The organism is Ruegeria meonggei (assembly GCF_042768335.1).
GTDB classification, from domain to species: Bacteria; Pseudomonadota; Alphaproteobacteria; order Rhodobacterales; family Rhodobacteraceae; genus Ruegeria; species Ruegeria meonggei.
The window spans coordinates 1,870,639-1,883,564 of record NZ_JAXHBT010000001.1 but is presented as its reverse complement, the minus strand read 5'-3'; the positions used below and the strand labels follow the sequence as shown (position 1 = coordinate 1,883,564).

General features: G+C 58.5%; 13 protein-coding genes. 8 read left to right on the top strand and 5 right to left on the bottom strand.

The genetic code is table 11. From position 1 onward, the window contains the following. Positions 1 to 102 precede the first annotated feature (102 nt). From SJY13_RS09290 to SJY13_RS09280, 3 genes are read left to right on the top strand one after another with little or no spacing between them, the layout of a single operon-like run. A complete protein-coding gene (locus tag SJY13_RS09290; protein WP_377193597.1) occupies positions 103 to 954 on the top strand; it encodes a DMT family transporter in 852 nt (283 codons plus the stop codon). 30 nt (positions 955 to 984) lie between these two features. Further along, positions 985 to 1,758 carry an esterase/lipase family protein gene (locus tag SJY13_RS09285; RefSeq protein WP_377190345.1) on the top strand — a complete coding sequence of 258 codons (774 nt, stop codon included), beginning with the start codon at positions 985 to 987 and terminating at the stop codon, positions 1,756 to 1,758. After that, positions 1,755 to 2,903, top strand: coding sequence for an alpha-D-ribose 1-methylphosphonate 5-triphosphate diphosphatase (locus tag SJY13_RS09280; RefSeq protein WP_377190343.1), 1,149 nt, complete (start codon positions 1,755 to 1,757; stop codon positions 2,901 to 2,903). The genes SJY13_RS09285 and SJY13_RS09280 overlap by 4 nt, the downstream gene beginning before the upstream one ends. 1 nt (position 2,904) lies before the next feature. Here the strand turns inward: SJY13_RS09280 and SJY13_RS09275 are convergent, their stop codons facing one another. From SJY13_RS09275 to SJY13_RS09265, 3 genes are all read right to left on the bottom strand, one after another. Then, positions 2,905 to 3,972: a 5-(carboxyamino)imidazole ribonucleotide synthase gene (locus SJY13_RS09275; RefSeq protein ID WP_377190341.1), complete on the bottom strand. Its 1,068-nt coding sequence runs from the start codon at positions 3,970 to 3,972 to the stop codon at positions 2,905 to 2,907. Continuing rightward, complete coding sequence (purE, locus tag SJY13_RS09270) at positions 3,965 to 4,453, bottom strand: 5-(carboxyamino)imidazole ribonucleotide mutase (protein WP_377190339.1); 489 nt, start codon at positions 4,451 to 4,453, stop codon at positions 3,965 to 3,967. The genes SJY13_RS09275 and purE overlap by 8 nt, the downstream gene beginning before the upstream one ends. Before the next feature lie 76 nt (positions 4,454 to 4,529). After that, the gene (locus tag SJY13_RS09265) at positions 4,530 to 4,754 is read right to left on the bottom strand and encodes a YdcH family protein (RefSeq protein ID WP_085821399.1); all 225 of its coding nucleotides are present in this window, start codon (positions 4,752 to 4,754) and stop codon (positions 4,530 to 4,532) included. 164 nt (positions 4,755 to 4,918) lie between these two features. Between SJY13_RS09265 and SJY13_RS09260 the strand changes: the two genes are divergently transcribed. The 5 genes from SJY13_RS09260 to SJY13_RS09240 all read left to right on the top strand — a co-directional run bounded on the left by SJY13_RS09260 (position 4,919) and on the right by SJY13_RS09240 (position 9,225). Next, on the top strand, positions 4,919 to 5,332 hold the full coding sequence (locus SJY13_RS09260; RefSeq protein WP_085821398.1) for an Hsp20 family protein: 414 nt from the start codon (positions 4,919 to 4,921) through the stop codon (positions 5,330 to 5,332). A 5-nt stretch (positions 5,333 to 5,337) separates the two neighbouring features. Further along, the gene (locus SJY13_RS09255) at positions 5,338 to 5,562 is read left to right on the top strand and encodes a DUF1150 family protein (RefSeq protein WP_085821397.1); all 225 of its coding nucleotides are present in this window, start codon (positions 5,338 to 5,340) and stop codon (positions 5,560 to 5,562) included. Positions 5,563 to 5,654: 92 nt separating this feature from the next. After that, a complete protein-coding gene (locus SJY13_RS09250; protein ID WP_377190337.1) occupies positions 5,655 to 6,539 on the top strand; it encodes a PhzF family phenazine biosynthesis protein in 885 nt (294 codons plus the stop codon). Continuing rightward, on the top strand, positions 6,539 to 7,402 hold the full coding sequence (locus tag SJY13_RS09245) for a hypothetical protein (protein ID WP_377190335.1): 864 nt from the start codon (positions 6,539 to 6,541) through the stop codon (positions 7,400 to 7,402). The genes SJY13_RS09250 and SJY13_RS09245 overlap by 1 nt, the downstream gene beginning before the upstream one ends. Positions 7,403 to 7,827: 425 nt before the next feature. After that, entirely contained in the window at positions 7,828 to 9,225 is a 1,398-nt protein-coding gene (locus tag SJY13_RS09240) for a peroxidase family protein (RefSeq protein ID WP_377190334.1), read from the top strand. Positions 9,226 to 9,297: 72 nt separating this feature from the next. On the opposite strand, the gene SJY13_RS09235 is transcribed toward SJY13_RS09240, so the two are convergent. Next, positions 9,298 to 11,016, bottom strand: a complete 1,719-nt coding sequence (locus SJY13_RS09235) for a bifunctional sulfate adenylyltransferase/adenylylsulfate kinase (RefSeq protein WP_377190333.1) — start codon at positions 11,014 to 11,016, stop codon at positions 9,298 to 9,300. Positions 11,017 to 11,232: 216 nt separating this feature from the next. Beyond that, a complete protein-coding gene (locus SJY13_RS09230; protein WP_377190332.1) occupies positions 11,233 to 12,903 on the bottom strand; it encodes an adenylate/guanylate cyclase domain-containing protein in 1,671 nt (556 codons plus the stop codon). Between the last annotated feature and the right edge of the window lie 23 nt (positions 12,904 to 12,926).

The following is a 12,926-nucleotide window of genomic DNA, read 5'->3' as shown; positions in this document are numbered from 1 at the left end:
CTTAGGAACGGGGTCGCCTACGGGCGGCCCCGTTTTCGTTTACGAGACGGCCGCGCAGGAAAGTGAGTGTCCAAGGCTCTGGAAACCCGCTATGGCGTTGACATGAGACTGTTTCTTCTGACCGCCCTAACTATGTGCGCGTTTGCGGCGAATTCGATCCTGAACCGTCTGGCCATCGACAGCGGCGCAAGCGACCCTGCCGGCTTTGCGGTTGTACGAGTGCTGTCAGGCGTCGTGGTGCTGACCTGTTTAGTCTATCTGCGGGCCGGTCATCTGCCCTTGCTGAATCGGCGCAGGGTCGCCGGGGCCGGTTCGTTGTCGCTGTATATGATCGGTTTTTCCATCGCCTATCTGACACTGGATGCAGGGCTTGGCGCGCTTATCCTGTTCGGCGTGGTGCAGATCACCATGTTCGCGGTGACCTCGGTCATAGGCAATGCTCCGTCCGGGCGGCAGGTCGCCGGAGCGGTGATTGCGGTGGCTGGTCTGTCCTATGTGTTATGGCCAACCGACGCGGTGCAGGTCGACCCCGTAGGAGCGGCTCTGATGGGTGTTGCGGGGATAGGCTGGGCGATCTACTCGCTGGTTGGACGGTCCGAGCCCGACGCCCTGGCCGGAACAGCAGCCAACTTTGTTGTGGCACTGCCCGTAACGGCATTAGCCTTGCTGACAACCGGGGGCGACTGGCACATGACCGCCTCCGGATACCTGCTGGCCGCATTGGCCGGAGGGGTTACGTCAGGCCTGGGCTATGCCCTGTGGTACCGTGTTTTGCCGCAATTGGCCGCAACAACTGCTGCGGTCGTGCAGCTAAGCGTTCCGATCATCGCTATCGTAGGCGGCGTTGTTTTTCTGGGTGAGGTTGCCAGTTTGCGCCTGATTCTGGGTGCCGCGCTGGTTCTGGGCGGGATCGCATTGGCCGTCCTGCGCTTGAAACCGCGGCTGGGGGTTTAATACAATCCGCTTAGGCTTTATCTGGCGATTATGAGATATCTGCTTGCCCTTTTTCTGCTGTTCGCCCCGGTCATGGCCAGTGCCAAATGTGTTGTGCTTTTGCACGGGCTCGCCCGAACCGAGGCGTCGTTTACGGTGATGGAGCAGCTGTTCAAGGCGCATGGATACACTGTTGTGCGCCCGGGCTACCCTTCGACCGACCTGCCAATCGCCGAGCTTGCAATCCAGACCGTGCCGGATGCGATTGCGGCCTGTGGTGAAGACAAAGCCAATGTCGTGGCGCATTCCATGGGTGGCATTCTGTTGCGCTATTGGTTGCAGGATCATGACCCGGAGAATCTGGGACGCGTGGTGATGCTGGGCCCGCCCAACCAGGGCAGCCAGCTTGTTGATGAGCTTGGTGCGTGGGAAGTGTTTGGCATGCTCAACGGTCCGGCCGGACTAGAGCTTGGGACTGGTCCCGAAGGGATCCCCCGGAAACTGCCCCCTGTGGAGTTCGAGCTTGGGGTGATTGCGGGTGAGAATTCGTTGAACCCGCTGTTCTCGTCACTGATTGATGGGCGCGATGACGGCAAGGTGTCGATCACGACCACCCGGGTCGAGGGGATGAAAGACCACATTGTCCTACCGGTGACGCATACTTTTATGATGAACAACCCGCGCGTCATGGCACAGGCGTTGCACTTTATCGAGTTCGGCCAGTTTGACCCGCAAATAACGTGGCTGGACGGGGTATCGGATATCATCGATGAAATATGCATCGGTCTGGATTGCTCGGAACCTGCGTCGGAGCCAACGCAATGAATGCCTTGAACCTGACCCTTTCCGGGGCAGAGGTGTTGTTGGACCGGGGGCTGGCATTTACTGACCTGTCGCTGGCTGATGGTGTTATTCAACCCGACCGCACGGGGAAAAGGATCGATCTATCCGGCTATCTCGTTTTGCCGGGTATTATCGACATGCACGGGGATGGGTTCGAACGCCATATCGCGCCCCGTCGCGGGGCAATGAAGCAGATGGGGGAGGGCATCCTCTCGGTCGAGGCCGAACTGGCCGCCAACGGCATCACCACAGGCGTATTGGCGCAGTTCCACAGTTGGGAAGGCGGCGTGCGTGGCCCTGAGTTCGCGGCGCAGGTGTTTGATGCCATCGCCTCGGTCAAGGATCGCGTCGTCACCGTTCTGATGCCGCAGCTGCGCTTTGAGACGCATATGCTGGATCACTATGACGACCTCGCGGACCGGATTGCGGATTGGCAGGTGCCGTATGTGGTGTTCAATGACCACTTGCCGCATGACCGTTTGTCCGAAGGACGCAAACCGCAGCGCCTGACCGGGCAAGCGCTGAAGGCTGGGCGCAATCCAGACCAGCACTTTGACATGTTGATGTCCATGCACGCGCGCCGGGACGAGGTGCCAGCGGCTTTGGACGCGTTATGTGCGGTTCTGGAGCGGCAGGGCGTGCGCTTGGGCAGCCATGATGACGCCACAGCCCAAACCCGTGCCGAGTGGCGCGCTCGGGGTGCGAAAATCACAGAATTTCCGGAAACACTTGAAGCGGCTGAAGCCGCCCGGGCAGCCGGGGATCACATCATTCTAGGCTCACCCAATGTGGTGCGTGGGGGATCGCATAAAGGCAATGCCAGCGCCTTGGATCTGATCACGCTTGGGCTGTGTGATGCGCTGGCTTCGGATTACCACTATCCCAGCCCACGTCGCGCAGCGCTGATGCTGGCCAAATCCGGGTTGGTTGATTTGGCAGGCGCCTGGGCGCTGGTGTCTTCGGGGCCGGCTCGGGTTCTTGGGTTGCAGGACAGGGGCACGCTGAGCGCAGGAAAACGTGCCGATCTGGTCATTCTGGACGGGCAAACCCACCGTGTCGTCGCCACGCTGGCAGGCGGGCGGGTCAGTTACATGGCCGGAGATATTGCGGCGCGGTTCGTCGGCTGAATTACCGCGCGATGCGGTTGAAATGACCCATCTTGCGGCCGGGTTTAACCTCGGCCTTGCCATAAAGATGGAGTGCCACGTCGCGGTCCCGCGCCAGATCCGGTACACGGTCCATATCGCCACCGATCAGGTTCTCCATCACCACATCCGAATGGCGCTGGCCGTCGCCCAACGGCCACCCCGCAACGGCGCGGATATGTTGTTCGAACTGATCCACCGCGCAGCCATTTTGTGTCCAGTGGCCCGAGTTATGCACCCGGGGCGCGATCTCATTTACGATCAGGCCCTGCGGAGTCACGAACAGTTCAACCCCCATAACGCCAACATAGTCCAGCGCATTCAGGATATTGGCGGCCAGTAGAACCGCATCTGTACGTTGCGCTGGACGCAGACGGGCAGGGACCGTTGTGGTGTGCAGGATACCGTCGCGGTGCACGTTCTCACCAGGGTCGAAACAGGCCACCTGCCCATCCAGCCCGCGCGCCGCGATGATCGAGACCTCATGGCTGAATTCCACAAACCCTTCGAGGATCGAAGGCGCATCGGCCATATCGGCCAGCGCGGCCCCGGCATCCTCAGGCGCATGCAGCCGGGCCTGACCCTTGCCGTCATAGCCAAAGCGGCGGGTTTTCAGAATGGCGGGCGTGCCGATCTGGTCGATTGCTGCGTTCAGGCTGTCCAGGTCGGTGATATCGGCGAAGGGTGCGGTTTGCAGCCCCAGACCTTGCAGAAAAGCCTTCTCGGTCAGGCGATCCTGACTGACACGCAGCGCCTCGCGACCCGGACGGATAGGGCGATGTGCCTCGAGCAGGTCCAGGGCTTCGGTTGGGATGTTTTCGAACTCATAGGTGATGACATCAACCGACTCTGCAAAGGCGCGCAGGGCTTCGGCATCGTCATAAGCCGCTGTGGTCACTCGGTCAGCGACCTGCCCGGCAGGTGGGTTCGTCCCGGGTTCATAGATGTGCGACACGAACCCAAGACGAGAGGCCGCGACCGACAGCATCCGGCCAAGTTGACCACCGCCCAGAATTCCGATCTTAGCGCCGGGCTGCAGGGTCTCAGTCATCGACGGGCTCCTCGGGGATAGAGGCCGACAAAGCTTGACGCCACGCGTCCAGACGGTCGGCCAGTGCGCTATCTTGCAAGGCCAGGATACCGGCCGCCATCAGGCCGGCATTGGCACCGCCCGCCGAGCCGATTGCCATGGTCGCCACTGGGAAGCCCTTGGGCATCTGAACAATGGAATACAGCGAATCGACGCCGGACAGCGCCCGCGTCTGGACAGGAACACCAATCACCGGCACGCGGGTTTTTGAGGCCATCATGCCTGGCAGATGCGCCGCACCGCCGGCTCCGGCGATAATCACATGTAATCCACGCGACACGGCGGTCTTGCCATAATCCCACAAGCGGTCTGGCGTGCGATGTGCCGAGACGATGCGCTTTTCATACGCGATGCCCAGATCATCCAGAATGTCTGCGGCTTCTTTCATCGTGGGCCAGTCCGACTGGCTGCCCATGATGATCCCCACTTTCACATCGCTCATTCGCTTGTGCCCCTGCCTGCCGAAAGAGCGCGCACTATAGCCAAATCCGGTTATGTGGCAATGCGGTACAGAGGTTTCAGGCGATGATGTCGGGTGTCAGGCGGTCTTCGATCAACCGAATGAGGTCTTTCAGCTTCAGTTTCTGCTTTTTCAACCGCTTGATCGTCAGTTGATCAGACGTGCCTTTGGCCTGCAGCGCCTCGATCGCTTCGTCCAGGTCACGGTGCTGGCGGCGGAAAACCTCCAGCTCCACGCGCAAAACTTCATCTGTTTTCATCGAAAGATCGGTGGGCGCGTTCATGGGCGACTCAGTGTTTATTGTGGTGCTTTCCACACAAGATAGTGTGTCAGGGTTTATCCGGCCAGACCTTGTGGACATCCTGGTTTCTTCCCATATTCTATCATACGCGGTTGCCGCTACGGGACCGCTCAATACGTCGCTTTGGCAAAAAAGGACGAAAATACGTGTCAAAACTTACTCTTGGCTCATACCCGCATCTTTTGGGGTTCGAGCAATTGGAACGCCTTCTGGAACGGTCTGCAAAGGCCGGTAACGAAGGGTATCCGCCCTATAATATCGAACAGACCTCGGATTTTTCGTATCGCATCACCCTGGCTGTGGCCGGGTTCGCGGAAGAGGACCTGTCGATCACCATCGAGGATCGCCAATTGGTGATCCGGGGCCGTCAACGCGACGACAGCGAAGGGCGCGTCTTTCTGCATCGCGGCATCGCGGCGCGCCAGTTTCAGCGCATGTTCGTGCTGGCTGATGGTGTCGAGGTGGGTGAGGCGATCATGGAAAACGGTCTGCTGCACGTGGACCTGACCCGTGCCGTCCCGGAAACCGTGGTGCAAACAATCAACATACGAAAGGGGTAAGAGCTATGAATACACCGATTGAACTGAACACCGAAGGCGACCGTATCGTCTATGTCAAAATGGTCGAAGTCGCTGATCTGCCTCGGGAACTGCGTGAACAGGCCGGTGATCTGCATCACCTGTACGCCGTACACGATTCAGATGGTCAGCAACTGGCATTGGTCGCCGACCGCAAGCTGGCGTTCAACCTGGCGCGTGAACATGACTTTTCACCGGTGGCCGTTCACTGAAACGGTTCCGCCCCGCGATTTCCCCGTGACATCCGCCGCCCTGCGGGCGAGATATGCGCAACGTGAAAGTATCGTAGAGCGGAGCGTGAGACATGAGTTGGTTTGACTTTGATTGGGTAGACGCCTTCAGTGATCGCGCCTTTGGCGGAAACGGCTGTGCCGTGGTCCATGGTGGTGCGGTGCTGGCCCAGGACACCTGCATGGACTATGTGCGCGAAACCTCTCTGGTTGAATGCACATTTACCGGGCCGTCCGATGTGGCCGACATCAGAGTGCGCTATTTCCTTGCCAGCCGCGAAATTCCATTTGCCGGGCATCCCACCATCGCCACAGTGGCCGCAATGCGATCGCGTGGGTTGATACAGGGCGATACGCTGACGCTGGAAACCGGGGCCGGGATTGTTCCGATCCGTTTCAATGGCGATGAGATCGAGATGACGCAGATCGCACCGCAATTCGGCGATTACATTCCCGCCGATCTTGTCGCGGCCGCCGTCAGCCTGCCGCAAGAGGCCATCATCTCGCCCCCGCAACTGGTGTCCACCGGTTTGCCCTTCTGCGTAACGGTTCTGCGCGATCACGATGCGTTGCGCGCCGCAAAGTTGGTCGAAGAGCCGCTCCGCAAGGTGGCTGAACGGGCTGGCTTTTCCGGCTCTGACGTGGCTGAACCGTTCCTGGTGACACTCAAGGGGGCGACCGGTGCGGGCGATACATTCTCGCGTCTGCTGCTGGCGCCGCCCAGCCCGCCCGAAGATCCGTTCACCGGGTCCGCCACAGGCGCGATGGCGGCGTATCTTTGGAAACATGGGCTGATGCCCAAAGATACGTTCACAGCCGAACAGGGCAACGATATGGGCCGCCCGGGTCAGGCCAGGGTCACGCGCGTGGGTCCTGCCGATGCGATGACCGGCATCAAGGTCGCCGGTCGCGGCTTCGTGCTGATGCGCGGTCAGGTCGATTTGTCGGAAGCTGCATGATGGCTAACCCGGCCATCGCTATCCTGCCGTATGGCCACCGATTGGGGCCGAAACTGGCCGGGGTTCCCTTGTCCGAGCTGATCTGGCCCGAAGGCTGCCCAGAGCGCCTGACAGGCAAGACCGTAGGCGATCTGGAGCGCACAGATCATCTGATCATGTACCCAAATTCCACCGTTCATCTGGGCCTGCGCCGGGGCACCCGTGCGCAGATTTCGCTGATGATGGGTGAACCTTCGGCCATTCACGCCAAACACGACCGGATGCTGCGCTATACGTGGCGCCGGTTCTTTCGGGTGCTGACTTTTCATGATGTGTTGTTGCAGGGCATACCAAACGCGGTTTTCTTGCCCTATGGCGTCACTATGGTTCCGGATTGGCAGGCGCTGTCGGTTGAGAAAACCAAATCCTGTTCGTTGATTGCCTCGGCCAAGCGCGACCTCAAAGGGCATCAGTTACGCCATTCGGTCATCGACTGGGTCCGAGACAGCGGCGCGGATGTCGAGATCATGGGCCGCGGCTATACGCCGTTTGAGCGCAAATCAGACGGGCTGGCCCCGTATCGCTTTTCGGTGGTGATAGAGAATGTGCGTGAGCGGAACTATTTCTCGGAGAAACTGACCGACACGATCCTGTGCGCGACTGTTCCGATCTATTGGGGCTGTCCGAATATCAGTGATTTCTTCGACACATCAGGCATGGTCCTGTGTAAGACCGAGACCGATATTCACCGCGCAATTCAATCCGTTTCCCCGGAAGATTACGCCCGCCGACTACCTCATCTGCACTCAATTCAACTACAGGCGGCTGAATTTGGTGCGTTTGAACGCCGCGCAGTCGCCGCGCTGCGGGCCGAATTGCCTTAGATTGATAAATCTGATTTTGTCTCTTTGATTGCAAGTGGTTGTATCGGTTGATGGTTACAGCGCCGTTGGCCGATTTTCGCAAAGTCAATTGCGCTGACCTTTTTTCAAACCCCGTTTTTTGGTAAAATCCGCCTGCGGCCAGCTTAGGAAGACATAGTCTTTGGCCCTTATTTTTAAGACTTTGATTCAATTGCCGGCATTTTCGGCACCGGCATAAGAGTTGGTCAGCATTTTAAACAGACCCATTTTCTAGGAGCATAGCGATGAGCGTTTCATCATCCAGGTATGGTATTTCCAGCCTACCCAGATCTAAGCAATATAAAGGCCCGTTCGGGCGTCTCTTCCGCACCCTTCCCCCATGGCAGTCGCCCCATGCCGACGACGCTGCTGCAGTCGCCGCTCTGCGCGACTTTGCGACAAACTCCATGAGCGAGACAGCCGGGCAGGACAATCTGGACAATGCGAACCTGCCCGCCGGGTACACTTATTTCGGCCAGTTCGTGGATCACGACATAACCTTTGATCCGACCTCGTCGCTGATGCGTCAGAGCGATCCGGACAAGCTCGACAACTTCCGCACGCCGCGTCTGGACCTTGATTGCCTCTATGGCGAAGGCCCGGCGGATGAGCCGTTTATGTATGATCAGAAGCGCGGTGGTCTGTTCCTGCTGGGGACAACCGAACAGGACTGGACCGGCGAAAAACAGGTGGCGGGCTCGAACGAACCGGACCTACAGCGCAACCGGCAAGGCCGCGCCATCATCGGCGATATGCGCAACGACGAAAACGTGATTGTATCCCAGTTCCAGTTGGCAATGTTGCGTCTGCACAACAGGGTCATGTTGCAGCTCGCGACCGGCGACCCAGACAATGAAGGCACCGAATTCGAGTTTGACGGTGAGATGTTTCGGGAGGCGCAGCGCAAGGTGCGCTGGTTTTATCAATATGTGGTTTGGAACGACTTCATCAAACGACTGGTCAGCGATGCGATCTGGACCCGCGTTCTGGACAAGGCGGATTGCCATAAGTTCAACGGCACGGTTTATGATTGGTCCTATCAGCCCTTCATGCCGGTTGAGTTTTCGGTCGCGGCCTATCGTTTTGGCCATTCTCTGATCCGACCGGGCTATCAGATCAACGTCAATGATGACGATGACACCGGGCTTGGGTTTGGAACCGAATTGCCGATCTTCCACCCCGATGGTCCAGCGGACTCGGGCGGGAAAATTCGTCATGACCTGCGTGGCTTCCGCCATTTCCCCCATCGCCATACGCTGCAATGGGACTGGTTCTTTGACATCAATTCTGGCGGTCCGTTCCCGCAACCTGCGCGCCGGATCGATACCAAGCTGTCATCGGCGGTGTTTGCGCTGCCCGAAGGGCCTGATCCCAAACCCAACAGGCTGGCCTTCCTGAACCTGCTGCGCTCGATGCGGCTGGAACTGCCGAAAGGAACGGATGTGGCGCATCGCATGGGCCTGACGCCTCATGCAATTGGTGACCCGCACGAGGATATTCTGTGGCATTACATCCTGAAGGAAAGCCAGATCTTGCCGGCAAACAATTCGGGCCGGATGTTGGGACAGGTCGGCGGGACCATCGTTGCCGAGGTGTTCGGCGGGCTTCTTGACGGCGATCCGATGTCTTATGTGCGCAACATGCCAAATTGGACTCCGAATGACGATCCGGACCTGATGGCGTTGCTGGACAACCCGGCGCCGGTCAATGCCGGTGATTGGGAGGTTGGCGATCTACTGCGCGCCTCGGGTGCGCCAATCAACGCCCAGGACGTTGCCAACACAATTGCAAACGGTCGGAACTGACCGACCCCAACTTTACGAAAAAGGGCAGCGCTTTGCATCAGCGCTGCCCTTTTTTGCGACCACTCTTTGGGTTTACGACGCGGCGATCAAGCCCATGCTTTCCAGCTTGAGCAAAACCTGATGGGCGCAGTTGTCGACGTCAACATTCTCGGTCTCCACGCTCAGCTCGGGTTTGGCAGGCACGTCATAAGGGTCTGAGATGCCCGTGAATTCCTTGATCTTGCCTTCGCGTGCCAGCTTATACAGGCCCTTGCGGTCGCGGCGTTCGCATTCTTCGATAGTGGTGGCCACGTGGACCTCGCAGAAAGCGCCGAACGCTTCGACATCTTCACGCACTGCACGACGGGTGGTGGCATAAGGCGCGATCGGGGCACAGATGGCGATACCGCCATTCTTGGTGATCTCGCTGGCGACATAGCCAATGCGGCGGATGTTCAGGTCACGATGCTCTTTCGAGAAACCCAGTTCCGACGACAGGTTCTTACGCACGATGTCGCCGTCCAACAACGTGACCGGACGACCACCCATCTCCATCAGCTTGACCATAAGCGCGTTGGCGATAGTGGATTTGCCGGACCCAGAGAAGCCGGTGAAAAATACGGTAAAACCTTGCTCCGAGCGGGGCGGTGAAGTGCGGCGCAACTCGGTCACAACTTCCGGGAACGAGAACCATTCGGGGATTTCCAAACCTTCGCGCAAACGGCGGCGCAGTTCGGTGCCCGAGATGTTCAGGATCGTGACATTGTCTTTGTCTTCGATCTCGTCATTGGGCTCGTACTGGGCGCGTTCCTGCACATAGACCATGTGTTTGAAATCGACCATTTCGACGCCGATCTCATCCTGGAACTGGCGGAACAGGTCTTGCGCGTCATATGGGCCATAGAAATCCTCGCCGGCAGAGTTCTTGCCGGGGCCAGCGTGGTCACGGCCAACGATGAAGTGGGTGCAGCCGTGATTGGCGCGGATCAGTCCGTGCCAGACCGCTTCGCGCGGGCCGGCCATGCGCATTGCCAGGTTCAGCAGCGACATCGACGTGGTCGAGGCCGGGTATTTGTCCAGAACCGCCTCATAACAGCGGACGCGGGTGAAGTGATCAACATCGCCTGGTTTGGTCATGCCGACAACCGGATGGATCAGCAGGTTGGCCTGTGCCTCTTTCGCGGCGCGGAAGGTCAGTTCCTGATGCGCGCGGTGCAGCGGGTTGCGGGTCTGGAAGGCCACGATGCGACGCCAGCCCAACTTTCGGAAATAGGCGCGCAGCTCGTTCGGGGTGTCGCGGCGGGCACGGAAGTCATAGTGGACGGGTTGCTGAATGCCGACTATGGGTCCACCCAGATAGACTTTGCCCGCGACGTTGTGCAGGTAGTTTACAGCAGGATGCGCATCGTCATCAGCGCCAAAAACTTTTTCGGCCTCGCGCGCTTTGTTTGGTGTCCAGCGATCAGTCACGGTCATGGTGCCCAGAATGACGCCTTCCTGATCACGCAAGGCAATGTCCTGACCCAGCTCGATCTTGTCGGCAAAGTCTTCGCTGACATCCAGCGTGATCGGCATCGGCCACAGGGTGCCATCCGCCAGACGCATGTTTTCGACGACGTTGTCGTAATCCGCCTCGGACAAGAAGCCCTTGAGCGGGTTGAACCCGCCATTCATCAGCAGTTCAAGGTCGCAGATCTGGCGCGGGCTCAGGTCCCAGCTAGTCAGATCGGCAGCTTCTACTTTCAATTTCTGCGCCGACTCGTACGAAACATACAGTTCAGGGATCGGAGTCAGGTTGCTTAACATCGTCATTGGAATACTCTTGTCGAAGTGAGGTTTGCCGGTGATTCAAGGGCGTTTGCGGGGCGTTTGCCCCGGCCAGTGGTCAAAGTCCATATACAGTCATGAAACAAAGGACGATATGCGCGGTTTTTCTCCGGAATGGAAGGATTTTCCAGTAATCAGGACATATTACGGTCAAAATCCCGCAGATGGGCGGCAATTCGACTTGAAAAGGTAAATGCGTTCCTATGCGGCCATCTCGGTCCCAAGCTCTGCAGCACTTGGGACGGGCAGAGCGGGAATCGGGCGGGTCACCCCGCGCAGGTTAAAGGATCGCAGGCCGCTCATATCACCGTCATGACCTGCCTCTTGCAACAATTCAGCCGAGACCAAAAGCTCGACCCCCAGCGCCTTGGTCTCCGCTTCGAGACGGCTGGCTACATTCACTGCGTCGCCGATTATTGTGCGTGCAGCATTTCCTGCGGCCCCGATCTCACCCAGAACCAGATCACCCAGATGCAGGCCCATGCCAATGCGAATACGGGGGCTGCCTTCGGCCTCAAGTTGGCGGTTGAAGATGTCCAGCGCCCGGCTGACATCAGCGGCCGCCCGTAGCCCGGCCCGGGCCGAGCTTTTGGCATCCGACGTCTCGAATACGGCCAGCAGCCCGTCGCCCATGTATTTGTCGACCACGCCGCCATCAGCTGTGATCGCAGGGACAATTGCGTCGAAAAACCGGTTGAGCAGAAAAACGATATCATAGGGCAACTGGCCAGTGGTGCGCGCCGTGAATCCGCGCATGTCCAGGAACAGAACTGCCAGTTGCCTCTCTTGACCCTGGCTGGCATGGGCCCGGTTGCGCCCGCCACCAGACCGGAACATGCGAAAGGCCGTTATCGGCTCGGTCGGTCGGATTTGGCAGGCCAGACGTGCCCCTTCGGGTGCACTGACGGCGGCAAGGCTGCGGGCCTCGGTCGGGCTGGGATCGGGCAGATTGGCAGCGCCATCCTCAACTATCACGCGGCAAGTAGTACAACGCCCTTTGCCTCCGCACAGCGCAGTATGCGGGATGCCATTGGCCTGCGAAATCTCAAGCAGCGTCATGCCTTTTTCGGCCACGACTTCGGGGCCTTCGACGTATTTGACGCGTACCGAGTGCCGCCTGCGCCAAAGCTTGCGTAAGACATAGACTGCAAGGGATACGCCCAAAGCGATCCAGAAGGCCAACAGGGCGTTGTTTTTGACGCTGAACAGGGCCTGAAACTCTTCGGGCGTAGGCCAGTTATAGTGTTCAATATATTGGTCGCGCAAAAACGGATCAGCGAAATCCGTCCACAGGCGCCGTCCCTCGGTCAGCAACCCGGCCAGCGCAAAAGACGGGATGAACACGGCCAGACCGATCAAATAAGGCACCGTCTTTGACCACCAGCGGCTTAGACGCAACCACATGTGCAAGCCAATGCAGCCATGTATCCAAACCAGCAGCAGTAATAGGCTTTGGGTCCAGATTACGTTGCTGGGCCACATCAAGATGATGATGTAACCCATCTCGTCATTTACGTTGAACACCTCATGCGCATAACGAGTTTGAACGATGTGAGAGATCAGCTGCAGTGGGATGAGTAGCCCCAGAACCACCTGTAACCCGGTCGAAAAGGGCATCCGCAGGGTTCTGCGTTTGCTGATAGAATACAGCGCCAAACCGGAATGAAAAAGCAAGGCGACGTACAGGATCACGCTCGTGACGTCGTGCCGGGTTACAGCCTTGCGCCCATCCTGCATGCCATGCAGATAATCGGTATGAAACAAGCCCAGCCCGATATTGATGAAATGGAAGATCGCAAAAGTGAACAGGATCAGGCCACTACCGATCCTCAGCCGGGTTGCCCAGCTGCCTTGCCACAGAACACTATTCAATCAGATCACCTGCGTTCGCTTTC